The 13,773-nt window shown below is 36.3% G+C and carries 11 protein-coding genes and 1 pseudogene; 10 read left to right on the top strand and 2 right to left on the bottom strand.

Annotation, left to right across the window (positions count from 1 at the left end):
- On the top strand, window positions 1-954 hold the full coding sequence (locus OS139_RS08455) for a siderophore ABC transporter substrate-binding protein (RefSeq protein ID WP_002332013.1): 954 nt from the start codon (window positions 1-3) through the stop codon (window positions 952-954).
- Window positions 955-1,597: 643 nt separating this feature from the next.
- Here OS139_RS08455 and OS139_RS08450 read toward each other — a convergent pair.
- Window positions 1,598-1,894, bottom strand: a complete 297-nt coding sequence (locus OS139_RS08450; protein WP_002287909.1) for a phenylalanyl-tRNA synthetase subunit alpha — start codon at window positions 1,892-1,894, stop codon at window positions 1,598-1,600.
- Between the two features lie 355 nt (window positions 1,895-2,249).
- On the opposite strand from OS139_RS08450, the gene OS139_RS08445 reads away from it, so the two are divergent.
- The 6 genes and pseudogenes from OS139_RS08445 (at window position 2,250) to OS139_RS08420 (ending at window position 9,915) form a co-directional block, all read left to right on the top strand.
- Window positions 2,250-2,606 carry an iron-sulfur cluster biosynthesis family protein gene (locus OS139_RS08445; protein WP_002307335.1) on the top strand — a complete coding sequence of 119 codons (357 nt, stop codon included), beginning with the start codon at window positions 2,250-2,252 and terminating at the stop codon, window positions 2,604-2,606.
- 9 nt (window positions 2,607-2,615) lie between these two features.
- On the top strand, window positions 2,616-3,515 hold the full coding sequence (locus OS139_RS08440; protein WP_002294282.1) for a metallophosphoesterase: 900 nt from the start codon (window positions 2,616-2,618) through the stop codon (window positions 3,513-3,515).
- A gap of 519 nt (window positions 3,516-4,034) precedes the next feature.
- Window positions 4,035-4,763, top strand: coding sequence for a WxL domain-containing protein (locus OS139_RS08435; protein ID WP_002325942.1), 729 nt, complete (start codon window positions 4,035-4,037; stop codon window positions 4,761-4,763).
- A 144-nt stretch (window positions 4,764-4,907) separates the two neighbouring features.
- Window positions 4,908-6,935 (top strand): annotated as a pseudogene (locus tag OS139_RS08430) (lectin-like domain-containing protein).
- A 107-nt stretch (window positions 6,936-7,042) separates the two neighbouring features.
- Window positions 7,043-8,140 (top strand): DUF916 and DUF3324 domain-containing protein, encoded by a 1,098-nt coding sequence (locus tag OS139_RS08425; RefSeq protein ID WP_016628152.1) that lies wholly within the window; start codon window positions 7,043-7,045, stop codon window positions 8,138-8,140.
- 305 nt (window positions 8,141-8,445) lie between these two features.
- Window positions 8,446-9,915, top strand: a complete 1,470-nt coding sequence (locus OS139_RS08420; RefSeq protein WP_325066876.1) for a helix-turn-helix domain-containing protein — start codon at window positions 8,446-8,448, stop codon at window positions 9,913-9,915.
- A 92-nt stretch (window positions 9,916-10,007) separates the two neighbouring features.
- Here OS139_RS08420 and OS139_RS08415 read toward each other — a convergent pair whose 3' ends face one another.
- A complete protein-coding gene (locus OS139_RS08415) occupies window positions 10,008-10,742 on the bottom strand; it encodes an MIP/aquaporin family protein (protein ID WP_002290500.1) in 735 nt (244 codons plus the stop codon).
- Window positions 10,743-11,067: 325 nt separating this feature from the next.
- Between OS139_RS08415 and OS139_RS08410 the strand changes: the two genes are divergently transcribed.
- Genes OS139_RS08410 through OS139_RS08400 form a run of 3 tightly spaced genes read left to right on the top strand, consistent with a single transcriptional unit; the run spans window position 11,068 to window position 13,755 of the window.
- The gene (locus OS139_RS08410; RefSeq protein ID WP_002294274.1) at window positions 11,068-11,478 is read left to right on the top strand and encodes a CidA/LrgA family protein; all 411 of its coding nucleotides are present in this window, start codon (window positions 11,068-11,070) and stop codon (window positions 11,476-11,478) included.
- Entirely contained in the window at window positions 11,471-12,172 is a 702-nt protein-coding gene (locus OS139_RS08405) for an LrgB family protein (protein ID WP_325066875.1), read from the top strand. The genes OS139_RS08410 and OS139_RS08405 overlap by 8 nt, the downstream gene beginning before the upstream one ends.
- The gene (locus OS139_RS08400; protein ID WP_002332009.1) at window positions 12,172-13,755 is read left to right on the top strand and encodes a helix-turn-helix domain-containing protein; all 1,584 of its coding nucleotides are present in this window, start codon (window positions 12,172-12,174) and stop codon (window positions 13,753-13,755) included. The genes OS139_RS08405 and OS139_RS08400 overlap by 1 nt, the downstream gene beginning before the upstream one ends.
- Window positions 13,756-13,773: the final 18 nt, after the last annotated feature.

Raw genomic sequence — 13,773 nt, 5'->3', positions numbered from 1 at the left:
ATGAAAAAATTAGTAGTAGGTATCTTGATTCTAGCATCATTTGGTTTAGCAGCATGTGGAAATAGTGACAACACCAGTCAGGCAGATACAAAGAAAAGCAGTACGCAAGCTGAAACGGCATTAACGATAAAAGACAGTAATGGCGATCAAATCGAGGTGCCAAAGAATCCTGAAAAAGTCGTCGTATTCGACAATGGTTCTTTAGATACGATGGATGCTCTTGGTGTTGGAGATAAGGTAGTTGGAGCAGCTACAAGCAGCCTTCCTGAGTATCTTTCATCCTATAAAAAAGTAGAATCAGCAGGTGGAATAAAAGAACCAGACTTAGAAAAAATTAATCAGCTTCAGCCAGACCTGATCATCATTTCTGGCCGGCAAAGAGATTTTCAAAAAGATCTAAGTCAAATTGCTCCGACCATTTTCCTTTCTTTAGATGCGAAAAAGCCATGGGAATCTTTCCAGCAAAATGTCACTACTTTAGGGGAGATCTTTGGCAAGCAAGAAGAAGCCAAAACTCAATTAGAGGAATTATCTAGTGCAATCGATCAGACGAAAAAGAAAGCAGAAGCGTCTGATAAAAAAGCACTAGTCACACTTGTGAATGAAGGGCAATTGTCAGCCTACGGATCTGGTTCTAGATTCGGTTTCATCCATGATTTATTTGGCTTTGAACAAGCAGATGATCAAATCGAAGCATCCACTCACGGTCAAAGTGTTTCTTATGAATATGTGCTAGAAAAAAATCCGGATATCTTATTTGTGGTAGACCGAACAAAAGCTATTGGTGGAGACGACAGCAAAGATGATATTTCTGCCAATGAACTGGTAGCACAAACGAATGCTGGTAAAAATCAGCAGATCATCTCCCTTGAACCAGATGTCTGGTATTTAAGCGGGGGCGGTTTAGAATCAATGAAACTGATGATCGAAGATGTGAATCAAGCATTTAAATAGCATAAATAACAGAGGATTAAACTCTCATACTATGTAACAATAATGTTTCTTACATTCTTAAATAGCAAGAGCCTATCCTAAAAGAAGTTATCAAAAACCATCCGTAAAATCGTATTGATGATTTTACGGATGGTTTTTATTTATTTGGGAAATCTTTTTTCAACGTGAATTCATTCTCTACATCATACGGGTTGATTCTAGAATGGGGAGTGGCAAAAAATAGTGTGATCCATTTTTTCAGCATCAAGATCGCCTCCTTTGATTTGAATCAAAGGTACAAAGCGAAACTTAGATAAAACTTAAATTTAGATATTTTTATTTTGTACCGATCTCTTCTTTAAACGATGTTCCATCTGCTGCTTCTCGGCAATAAGTCCACTAGACTAGAAAATATGAGAAGCTATTTACTGTCCAGCGTTCTTATTACTCAAAGCAAATCGCAGTTGTCACAATCTCTTCTAAACGATGTTCCATCTGCTGCTTCTCGGCAATAAGTCCACTAGACTAGAAAATATGAGAAGCTATTTTCTGTCCAGCGTTCTTATTACTCAAAGCAAATCGCAGTTGTCACAATCTCTTCTAAACAATGTTCAATCAGCTGACCTTCGGTATTAGCTCAAAGCACTGATTTCACAACCTCTATTTAGGCATGTGTCTCAGCAAGTGGTTGATAGTTGATGATCTGCATTTTTCGATAAAAATCGGCGGGAAGCTTACTCCACCGTTTTAATAATTGATAGAAATAACTTTCTTCTGCTTTGATTTTATACTCGCTTAATATCAATCCAAAACTATTCGTTTTTTTTGAAGCTAATTTTTTATAAATATCCAATGCTTTGGTTTTATCTTCATTGACAAATAGTGTTTTTACTTCAATATAAGAACCCTCGATATTTTGTGTTTCTTCGATAAAATAGATGTTTTTTATATATTCCTTCATAGTGATTCCTCCAAAGAAGTCTTTTTATTTGATAAGTTTACTCTACCGAAGAGTTGTTAATAATCCGTGAACAAAAAGTAATTCTTTTTCCAATAGTTGTTAAAGGTTTTTTATTTTTTATAGTATTTTTTGTTATTTAAGAAAGGAATAAGGTTAAACAAATAACAGGTTGCTTTTTGGGTCTTTTTCCGTTCAAGAAACTGAACGAAGAAAAGGGAAAGTTGTCTCTTTTGTGATAAGAGAAATCATAATAAACGAATGACTTACTTTCCAATAAATTGAGAACAGTCAGAACCAGACAAATTAGTTGCATCTGATGGATAAAGTGATTATTCTATGACATGAGGTGATACAGATGAAATTAGAAGTGACAAAAGAAGCACAAGAAGTATTGAAGAATAAATTAGAATCAGACGATCAACTTTTATTAGATATCGAAAACGGTGACGGTCCATTTGCAGAAAGCCAAGTCAGTTGCCAATTGGACACGGCATTTCGATTGATCATTGTCAAAAAAGATACACAAACAGATCTAAGTCTTTATTCTGTAGTGGCTGATACACCAGTTGGACCAATCAAAATCAAAGACAGTGCAATACTTTACATGGATGATCCATCCACACTTGCTTTAGAACCAACTTATAATAGTTTACAATTAAAAGGACCAAGCGGCTTGAGAAAAGGCAACTTGCAAGTTGTTCGAAAAGACTAGAGGGATAAAATGGGAAAATTGGCGATCATCAGCGACCTACATGTGGACATCAATAAATTCGGCGAATCAGAGCTGATGCAGCTTTGGCAAGTTTTGCAAAAGCACAAGATCACTCGGCTTCATCTAGCCGGAGATACGGCTAATAAAGTAGACCGTTGCCTAGCTGTTGTCGAATTTTTCGTCAATAAAGGATTATCTACGACATTTCATTTCGGCAATCACGAGTTGGCAGATGTGCCCAATGAACAGATGATGGACCATTTTCCAGACCCACATTTTTTAAATGAACGGTATATTGCTTTAAATGAGCAGACCGTTCTTTTAGGGATGAATGGCTGGTACGACTATCAGTTTTCCGAATTGAAAGATTACGAGGCAATCGTACGAATGAAGCGTTTGTATTGGTATGATCGGTTCATCCAGCGTGGGAAAACAGATCTCGAGGTCAATGCAGAAATGCTTGCAGCTGCAAAAAATTTGCTAGACCAGCTGGAAGCAAAAAAACTTGAGGTGATTTTATCCACTCATTTCGTTCCTAAACGGGCATTTATCATGTATCAATCTGCTCCTTATGAGCGTTGGAACAAATTAAATGCATTTTTAGGATCAGAATCATTCGGAGAATTACTTGACCGTTATTCAAATATCAAACAAGTAGTTTTTGGCCATACGCATCGTCGCTTTGAAGATAAATCCATCGGTCACACGATTTACAGCTGCAGACCTTTTGGTTATTATTATGAATGGCAGCTGACCCGAGATTTTGTCTTGAAAGAACAGCTGTTAGATAGCTATGAACCCATGAAATTACGTGTCCTCTTGCGTGCCCATCACCCAGCTTTTCAGGCCTATCAAACACAACATTTGCAAGAGGAATTTGAACAGGCGATGACAATCGTTCCGTATTGAGACAGCATTAGTAATGTGTAAAAGAAAATACCTTGTAAAACATAAGGATAAGTAAGAGCAGTAGATCCATTTATCGTGGATATGCTGCTTTTTTTGTGGAAAATAATCAGCGAATGTTTATTTGATCGGATGATTTGTAACTCGCGGAGTACTAAATGCAAGCGTTTATTCTTTTTTTGAACGATAATCACAAAAAAAAATATAATATACATTTTTTATTTAATTATAATTAATATTGATTGAAGTCTAGGCAGTCAAGTCACATTTTGATAGATAGGAGGGGGACTTACGAATTATTTTAAAGGCTATGACAGCTGTATTTCTAGATTGTGTTTGCATCAAGTTGCAATAAAAACTAGAAGTCAAATCGGGCTGATAATCATTTATAACTAATCGATACATAGGACTAAATATAGGTCTATGTTCTTTTATTTCATAAGTATCGTAAAACAGAATTTTGCTATGGATTAATCCAATTGACTGATATGTTTAGTAAATAAAGAAAGAGGAATGTCAATGATGAAAAAAGAAATCGTATTAACAGCAACAACGATGTTATTCAGCATGGTAGCAAGTACGACTTTTGTTTCTGCAACTGAAGTATACCCAAAGGAATATAACACAGAAGGAACGATTACATTTGAAGCAGGAGATGAGGGTGTAACTCCTCCTGTTGATCCAGAGAATCCTGATCCCAATAAACCTGTCGATCCATCAGATCCTCCAAGCCCTGGAACAGGAGGGGCATTATCGATTGATTATGGATCAAAATTCAAATTTGGGACTCAAAAAATTTCTACTGCGGATAAAACGTATTATGCAGCTGCTGATGTGATGAACGATGGGTCTAGAAAACCGACATATGTCCAAGTGACAGATAGGAGAGGTACCTTATCTGGGTGGAAATTAAGTGTCTCTCAACCAGAACAGTTTAAAACTGCCAGTGGGGATGAACTAGTTGGAGCACAGCTGAAATTTACGAAAGGGCAGGCTGTTTCTTTGGTTGATCCAACATATACGCCGCAAACGGTGAATTCTGAATTAACGTTGACACCGGGAGGAAACAATACGTTAGCAATTAATGCTAAATCAGGAACAGGTGTGGGGACTTGGGTCTATCGATTTGGTGCAAATGAAAATGAAAATCAAGATGCGGTACAGCTTTCGGTACCCGGTAAATCTGTCAAGTTAGCGCAACAATATTCCACTAAATTAGTTTGGACATTAGAAGATACACCTAACAACTAGTTTACTGAAAAGAACTGTTAAAAATAAATACGTAGTCATATTGTCTTGCGAGGTAATCGAGCAAAAATTGTCAAAGGCTAGGCTAAATTTGTTTGGATACGAATAGTTCATCTAGGAATTTAACGTTCAGGAGGAAAAGATATATTGAAAAAGAGGAGGATCGTGCTCATTTTAAGCAGTCTCTTAGTGACTAATATCTTTCCGATCATAGGGTACTCTTTGGAATTGAATCAGTTGGAGCATGGAAATAGAAGAGACGAAGAAAGCAAACTCACTTCGACATTCGACAGTTTAATAGAATCCAACCAGACACAAGAAAGCAGTGAGGATTTAAGTATTTCGAGTAGTGGAGAGACCACTGACAACGTAGAAGCTGAGGGTTCGGACAAACAAGGACTGGAAGATGCACCAATTTCTGCGGTTGAGCTGCCTGACGATCCCAATATTATTTCTATCGATAAAATTTTTCAAACACCTATCGGTACTAGCACGTCCATATTGGAAAATGGGAAGTTACTGCAGTTGAACCCAGCAGAAAGGTCTCAAAGAGGTGCTATTTGGTCAAATAAGAAGATTAGTTTACTCTCGGATTTTACATTTAAATCTTATTTATACTTAGGAAATCAACGAGATAGAGCGGGAGATGGCATGACCTTTACATTGACTGGCGATCCTAGAATGGCTAGTAATCCCAGTCAAGTTATTGGATCGCCAGGTATGGGAATTGGCTCATATTCTACTCGTTCTGGCCAACCTTACATTGCGAATGCGCTCTCGATTGAGTTTGATACGTATAAAAATAGTGGTTCTTCTGATCGAATGGATCGAGAGATAACTGCTGATAATAGAGGGCATGGACATGTCGCTTTTGTCACGCCTAAACCAAATAATAATAATTATTCTGGAGAGCATACTGGCGTGACGGTAGCTCCTACATTTCTTTCTAATGGCACATGGCGCTTGTTAATAATTAAATGGGACGCGGAGCAAAGAAGTCTTACTTATGATTTGGAAGGTGTCGGTCGCTCTTCTCGGATTATACCTGATCTCATTAGGCAGTTCGGTTCTACAGAAGTAAATTGGGGGTTTACTTCTTCAACAGGTACTTTTTTTCAAGAAAATGCTGTCGCTGTCACGCGACTTCCATCGAATGTCACATCAACAGCTGATGTAAAAGTCAACGATAGTGATTATGGTGCCATCGCTGAAGCTGGAGGAAACGATAAGATAACTATCAGAAATACATTGAAGGTCGAGGGGGATTTTCTTGAATATAAGAAAATGCAGACTAGTATCGACCTCCCACAAGAATTAACTATTCCCGAGCATATCTTGATCAATGGAAATCAAATTGATGCCAAAGATATCTTGATAACCGGAAATCGAGTCACGCTAAATCTAACAGATTATTTTATTGCTGGAGATACGTTAATAATCGAATTGGAGACAACTTTGCAGGAAGTAATTCCTGAAAAAGTACTCACTATGCATTTTGAATACCTTGAAAACGAGAATTTGATTGAGTAATCGAATGAAATAAACCTAAAGATCGCAAAGCTGAAGGAGATAGATATCCATGTTTATTATAAAGATAAAGACAGTCAGATTGATATTGCTGAAATGAAAACAATCACTGGGAAAATAGGAGAGAAGTATAAAGAAACTCCTATTGATATTGAAGGGTATGTCTTTGACTCGGATTCAGCGAATACAGAAGGCATCTTCTCCGAAAATACAGAGGATATCTATTTTTATTACAGAAAAGGCAAACTTTATCTCTCAACTGCTCCTCAATATGTCAATTTTGGAAAACATAAAATATCCAGTAGACCATTAAGTGAATTCGGACAGTTTTCAGGTGGGTTGAAAATTATAGATGAACGGGCTTTTGGAAGTTGGAAATTACAATTGAAACAAGAGAAAGTTCTTACAAATGGAGATTTTGAGCTTCCAGAAGCTCTTTCCTTTGTTACCTCTGAAAATACAACGGTTATAGGGACATCCGCTGTTACGATTTTCGAAAGTGATCAAAAGGGTGAAAGCGATTTGTCCTCTCTTTTAGATTCTACAGCTCATCGTGGAATCAGAATAGATATTCCTGTAGAAAACCAAAGAATCGGAACCTTTGAGGGGAAACTATCTTGGATACTTGCAGATGTCCCAGGAAATTAACAGGAAGAGAAGAATATAACAAAATTATTGAGTTTCAAGAAGGGCACAGGTACCATAGGCTCTTGTGTCCCACAGAGACAAGATTTTGTTATAGTCTTCTCTTACATATGATTAAAGGAGCGATTTTCTTGAGACCAAAACAACAATTATTTATCACACTCCTAGTTATTTTAGGGGCACTTTTTAACAATATATCAGTGTCAGCTAGTGCATTTAATTTTTCAGTGACGCCGATAACTTCAGAGAATCAAATCGACAAGAGAAAAACTTACTTCGATCTTCAACTTGATCCGGATCAGGAAGTAGAAGTAAAAGCGGAATTGAGAAATGATACAGAAAAAGAAGTGAAAATCGATATTTCTGTGAATAGCGCAACCACCAATTCAAATGTGATGGTTGAATACGGAAAAAACGAGATTGAAAAAGACATGAGCCTGATCTTTGATCTGGTAGATTATGTGAGCTATCCACAGATAGTGACGCTAAAACCTAAAAGTGACCAAACCGTTGCTTTTCATGTCAGGATGCCGAATGAGCGATTTGATGGTGTATTGGCTGGTGGGATCACATTCCAAGAAATCCAGACGGAAAAGGACCAAACAGAAACTAAGGATCAAAGCTTATCGATTGAGAATGAATACACCTATATTATTGCTTTGTTGATGCAACAGACACTGAACGAAGTTGCTCCGAACCTTACTCTTCATGAAGTTAAACCAGATCAAATCAATGCAAGAAATGTCATCTTAGCAAACGTTCAAAATGATCAAAAAACCTATATCAATCAAGTAGTTATTGAAACAAAAATTACAAAAAAAGGACATTCTGAAGTTTTATATCAAGAGGAAAAAGAAGGATTGCAGATTGCGCCGAATACAAACTTTTCTTTTCCAACAGCTTTGAATGGTCAACCGCTAACCCCAGGTGAATATCACCTTAAAATGACTGTTTTAGGAAATGAAAATGAAAATGGAAAATTTTCGAGAAAAAAAGGAAATACTACGATCAACTATACCAATCAATGGGTATTTGAAAAAGATTTTACAATAGACGGAAAAGTAGCCAAGGAATTGAACACGACGGATGTTACGATTAAAAAAGACAATAATTGGATTTATATCTTAGTAGCTTCACTTTTCTTATTGTTTATTTTATTATGCATACTTTTGTTTGTTTTGAGAAAAAAAGAAGAGAAAGAAAAGTAAGGTTAAGATAACAAATAGTAAATTTTTATTATTGTAGGATGGTTGGGCTCTTTTTATAATAATATAAAATATACCATTTTATTAATAAAAATGCATACTAGTAAATGATATAATTCTTATAACAGGTTTGATCGCGAGAAAGGCCAAATAAAACGCTCTCCAAAATGTTAAAAAAAGACAGGACGATGTATATTATACAAACAAGAATCGCTGACAACAGTGACTCGGATCCAGGAAATCAGTTTTATCCCCAGCTAGTTGGTGAATGCATGGAAAGTAATATACGTAGAAAGAGCTGATGACTAATGAATTATGAGTTTTTTTTAAGCAAAGAAGATCACAGAAGTTATTCATTACTTAAATATTTAGAAGCAAGCTCAAATTTATCAGAGTCAATATCGAATGTTCAAGAAGAGATGTCGCTATCGACATTTCTCTTGAAAAAAACGATCGATAAGCTGAAACATGATTTACAAAAGTTCGATCTAGAGAAAAATTTGCGAGTAACCGTCAGTGAATTGGATATATGTCTGGAAATTAATGGAAAATGTTCTAGCAAAGCTCTGTTATCTCGTTATATAACGGATTCTTTATCTATGAAAATGGTATTGGCTTTCTTTCAGGAAAAATATATCTCAGTAGAAAATTTTGCTAAACAGCATCACGTGAGTTATTCTGTGGCTTATAAAGTATTACAAAGACTAAAAAGAAATCTAAAAAAATATCAAATTTTTTTTGAAAAGAGAAAGTTGACAGGGAATCCTAAAAACATTCGGCTTTTTTTATATAATCTTTTTAACTCAACAGAGATAAGTTTTGTGGAATTGTATACGCTACCTATAATTATAAAAATAGAAAAAATGTTAAAAGATTTAAAACAGTATTATCCTCTGTCTGCTTATGAAAAAAAGAAATTATTCCACTTTTTAGCAATCAACCTGTTGGCTGAACAAGCTGATTCTTTAGATATTGCTAGCAATCAGTCGCTATTTTTTTCGGATATAGGATTTTACCACTTAAAAGGAGTATTAGGAGAAAAATCCGTTATTTTTATCAATAAGACACTCTCTTGGCTTTATCTTCATGATAAATTGGATCAAAAATACTTGAGAAAAAATGAAGATGAAACAATCGAATGGTTGAATGAACGATTCATTGAAAGTTTTGAAAATCAGTTTAATCTGTTGCGAGAAGAGACGAGCCAATTGATCCGAAGAGAGTTAACCAAAATACATTTTAAACTTTTGCATTACACTATTAATAAAGCTGATGAATTTCCACTTGATGTTTCTTTTTTTAGAGAAAACTATCCAGCATTTTATTGCTATTTGATAGAGTATATAAATGATCTAACGTCAAAACGCAAAGAGTTGCTTCAAGATAAATTTTTTCTTTTTTTCAGTTATTTATTATTATTGATCAATCACATACCCATTCAACTGATTTCTGAACCAGTAAAGATCATCATCGATTTTTCTTATGGTGCTGCCTATAATCAATTTATCAAGAAAAATTTAAGCTTGTACATTAATCTGAACACGGAAGTGATAGAGGCAGGAAAGCCTGAGTTCCCGGATGTTATAATCACGAATAGGAATAATCTATATGAAGAAAGTGCATCTCAAGTAGTGGTTTGGCTCGATCCGCCAAGAGCAGTAGACTGGGGGAATCTTACAAAGATTTTGTTGACTATCCAAGAAGAGAAATACAAAGACAGCAAAATTGACAAGCAAATAGACGATTTTCCTGAAGAAATCATCGACAGGATCGAATAGTGAACTTCTTTTAGAAAGTCCGACTGCATTTTCTAAAAATAAAAAAACTTGGTACGCAATCGCTGTACCAAGTTTTTTTATTTAGCTTTTGATTAAGCCATAAATAATAATTTATATAAGAATACTGCTACGACACCAGCACAGATAGGTGCTACAACTGGTACCCATGCATATCCCCATTGAGAAGAACCTTTATGTTTCAATGGAAGAAGTGCGTGTACAAGACGTGGAGCAAAGTCGCGGGCTGGGTTTAGTCCAGGACCTGTAGGACCACCAAGTGAAGCAACTAATGTCCATACAAGGAAACCAAGTGCTAAGTGAGCTGTACCAAGATTATCTTGGAAGAATGGTGCTTTTGTAATACCTAGGGCACCAAAGAATAAAACGAATGAACCAAAGAATTCATTGACGAAACCATTGAATTTAGAACCAACGCTGTTGATTGTTGAGAATGTACCTAACACATGGTTTACGTCTTCTGTTTGGTCGTAGTAAGGTTTGTAACAAGCTACTACGATCAATTGTCCAATCGCTGCACCAATCAATTGTGCAATGATATAAGGAACAACTTCAGCCCAAGGGAATAGACCATTAGATGCTAAAGCAATTGTAAATGCTGGGTTGATGTGGTTACCGCTGATTCCACCAAAAATCATTGCTGGCATCATAACCCCGAATCCATACCCGACAGCAATCAGCATCCAGTCACTGCCATATCCTTTTGTACCTTTTAAATCTACGTTTGCTACAGCACCGTTACCTAGAACGATTAGTAATGCTGTACCAATCATTTCCGCCGCAAGACGGGTCATTAGTGAGTAATCCATAAATACCTCCAAAAGTTATAAAAATGCAAAAAAAAAGAAACATCAACACGAAAAGCATCGGTGCAGTGTTTCGTGTCGGAAGGATTTCTGCAGTCTTAACAAATGTGAATAAAAAAATGAATTCCATTACTTATAAGAAACCAGACCAACAGTAAAACTCCAACTCTTTTTAAAAGTTCTCCACAAATCACCAAGCTTAACTATAAATATACCAAAAAAAAAACGTTTTTTTTCTCAAAAATTGTATCTTAGAAACAGCATGTTTTGAAACTTTCAGAAAAGGTTTGTTAGTAAAATGAAAGCTATACGTAAGGAGTGTTGTTTGATGAAATTTTTTCAAGAGTTTTTCATTATTATTTTCTTTTCTGTATTAGGAGAAGGCATACGGATTTTTGCTCATTTACCTATTCCTGGAAGTATCTTAGGTATTCTTTTTTTATTTTTAGCATTTGAAATGCATCTTGTTGATCCTGAAAAAATCGGAGCAACTGGTGATTTTTTATTGAATAATCTAGCTATTTTATTTGTTCCTGCTGGTGTAGGTTTATTGGAATATTTTGATGATATTGCTTCGATATGGCCTGTTTTACTGGGAGCAGTCGTCGTGTGTTCCATCGTCACGATGGTTGCAGCGGGAAAAACGGCAGAAGGTGTAGAAGCTTTGCTGGGCTATGTCCGTAAGAAAAAAGCAGGAAGGGTATCTGTAAACGAAATGGAGGAAAATCAAATTGACTGAGTTTTTTGTGAATCCACTATTTGGCTTAAGTTTGACTTTAGGAGTGTATGTATTATCTGATAAATTTTTGCGGAAATATAAACTGCCTGTTTTGAATCCTCTCGTATTATCGATTGTTGTTATTATCTTATTTTTGCATTTTTCTGAGATCAGCTATAAAGACTATAATATCGGGGGCAATTTTTTGACTATGCTGATTACTCCTGCGACAGTGGCACTTGCCATCCCTCTTTATAAAAACTTCCGTTTACTGAAAGAGAATTTTTATCCTGTAATGGCTGCGATTTTAGCAGGAATAGTCGCAAATTGCTTGGTTAGTGTAGGGTTCGGTTACTTCTTCTCTCTTCATAAAGAGATGGTGATCTCATTACTACCTAAATCTGTAACGACGGCTATTTCTGTCGATTTATCTCATACGATGGGCGGGGTGAATGCCGTGACACTTGCTATTGTTGTCTCTACAGGTATTTTTGGTTCGCTGATCGCCACTCATATTTTCCGCCTATTCAAGATCGAAAGTCCAGTTGCTCGCGGTGTGGCGTTAGGAAGTACTTCTCATGCTATCGGTACAGCAAAAGCAATCGAGATTGGCGAAGTAGAAGGGATCATTTCAGGGCTTGCGATATGCGTAAATGGGATATTGACCGTTTTGTTGCTGCCGTTATTCTTTCAGCCTTTTGCTGGCTTGTTTTGATGCGAAAACCACTATTTTATGCTACAATAACCAAAACGTTCGAGCATAAAAAAGGAGGGAAAGACGTGTATTTGTCTTCCGAGTATCTTAAACAATTTGATAAAGATCTATATTATAAGATTCTCCTCCTAGAAAGTTTTGAGGATCAAGCTTGGCATACCGCTGCACAATTAGCGCAAGTTGTTCAGCTGGATGCCCGCAGCGTGTCGAAATACCTGAACGAGCTGTCTAAAAACTATCAGCAGTTTAGCGGTAAGACACACCCTTTGTTTACAAAAAATCACCGTTCTGGTTATAACTTTTATGATACGCTCGATTCAATTGAACATGAGCGTTTTTTGATCTATCTCGTGCAAAGTACGCTGAAATTCCAGTTGCTGCACGACATTTTTTTTGAAGAATTCCATACAATGTACCAATTTGCGCAAAAGCATTACATTAGTGAATCTACTGCTCATCGAAAAATCAATGAATGGAAACAGCAACTGCAAACTTACGGAATTCGGCTGCAACGAGGTACATATATCGCTCAAGGCGAAGAAGAAATCATTCGACTTTACTTGCATATGACATTCTGGCAGTTGTTTCGAGGGAAAATCTGGCCATTTGAAACGATTTCTCAAATGGACGTAAAGAATATGGCAGAACATATCATGGCTTTTTTTAATGTTCGTCTGAACGAGATCAAAAAAAGACGATTGGAATATATGCTAGGTGCCTTTTTTTTAAGAAAATCACAGAAGCATTATGTTGTATTGAATGAGAAAAAAAGACGGCTGATTTCTGACAATCTGTTGTTCCAGCGATTTTGCCAAGTCATGGAGCCGGTATTTCCTAATTATTTTCAAGTAGAAGACGAGTTAGGCGCATTATTTCTTGTACTGATGACTCGTGAAGAATATTATAGTGATCCTAAGATACGGAAGAAAATTTTTGATTTTCATCAACAAGCAAAAACACCGCCCTTTACAGCCCTTTCAGAAGCAAAAGCCGCTCTTTCTCTTTATCAGGAAGAGCAGGGGCTGCCAGCAGAAAATCTAACCTTCGAGGCAGAAAACTATTTATTCAGCAGTCATTTTTTCGCCTATCTTTTTCCTAATGCGAAAGAAACGATTGATGGCAATAGTAGTGATTTTATTAATCATTTAGTTATTGAAAACAAGGAATTGAAACAATGGCTCGTACATTTTTTTGAAAGTAGACACAAACATCCCAATCATCTGGCATTTAAAAATCATGCGTTTTTGATGGGTCGGTATCTGACTGTGTTTAAAACATTAGGAGCCTTTACTCCACAGCTTCCAAAGATCACGATCCTTTTAATGACAGATTTCCCATTATTTGAAGAGCAACTGTTAGAGGAGGGATTACGGACATTTTTCCGTAATGAGTATCAGCTGATTTTTCTGCCAACAGATTATCGGGGGAGAGAAGTTGATCTTCTGATTTCGACAAGTAAAGTCCACCGCAAACCATGGGCGGATCTTGACTATTTTATTGTGACTGAAGAACTAAAATTAATTGATTACATCCAACTATCTCAAAAATTTGAAATGATTCAAAAAAAACTATTAAAACAATAACAAAGAAGGAGAAAAAAG

Source organism: Enterococcus sp. E4-223, from assembly GCF_035727065.1.
GTDB lineage: Bacteria > Bacillota > Bacilli > Lactobacillales > Enterococcaceae > Enterococcus_B > Enterococcus_B faecium.
This window is presented reverse-complemented; position numbering and strand designations above follow the sequence as displayed.

Bases quoted from the DNA above. Each gene is read 5' to 3' on its own strand.
- OS139_RS08455 (WP_002332013.1), top strand. From the start codon at position 1: ATGAAAAAATTAGTAGTAGGTATCTTGATTCTAGCATCATTTGGTTTA.
- OS139_RS08450 (WP_002287909.1), bottom strand. From the start codon at position 1,894: ATGAAGGAATATATAAAAAACATCTATTTTATCGAAGAAACACAAAAT.
- OS139_RS08445 (WP_002307335.1), top strand. From the start codon at position 2,250: ATGAAATTAGAAGTGACAAAAGAAGCACAAGAAGTATTGAAGAATAAA.
- OS139_RS08440 (WP_002294282.1), top strand. From the start codon at position 2,616: ATGGGAAAATTGGCGATCATCAGCGACCTACATGTGGACATCAATAAA.
- OS139_RS08435 (WP_002325942.1), top strand. From the start codon at position 4,035: ATGAAAAAAGAAATCGTATTAACAGCAACAACGATGTTATTCAGCATG.
- OS139_RS08425 (WP_016628152.1), top strand. From the start codon at position 7,043: ATGATTAAAGGAGCGATTTTCTTGAGACCAAAACAACAATTATTTATC.
- OS139_RS08420 (WP_325066876.1), top strand. From the start codon at position 8,446: ATGAATTATGAGTTTTTTTTAAGCAAAGAAGATCACAGAAGTTATTCA.
- OS139_RS08415 (WP_002290500.1), bottom strand. From the start codon at position 10,742: ATGGATTACTCACTAATGACCCGTCTTGCGGCGGAAATGATTGGTACA.
- OS139_RS08410 (WP_002294274.1), top strand. From the start codon at position 11,068: ATGAAATTTTTTCAAGAGTTTTTCATTATTATTTTCTTTTCTGTATTA.
- OS139_RS08400 (WP_002332009.1), top strand. From the start codon at position 12,172: ATGCGAAAACCACTATTTTATGCTACAATAACCAAAACGTTCGAGCAT.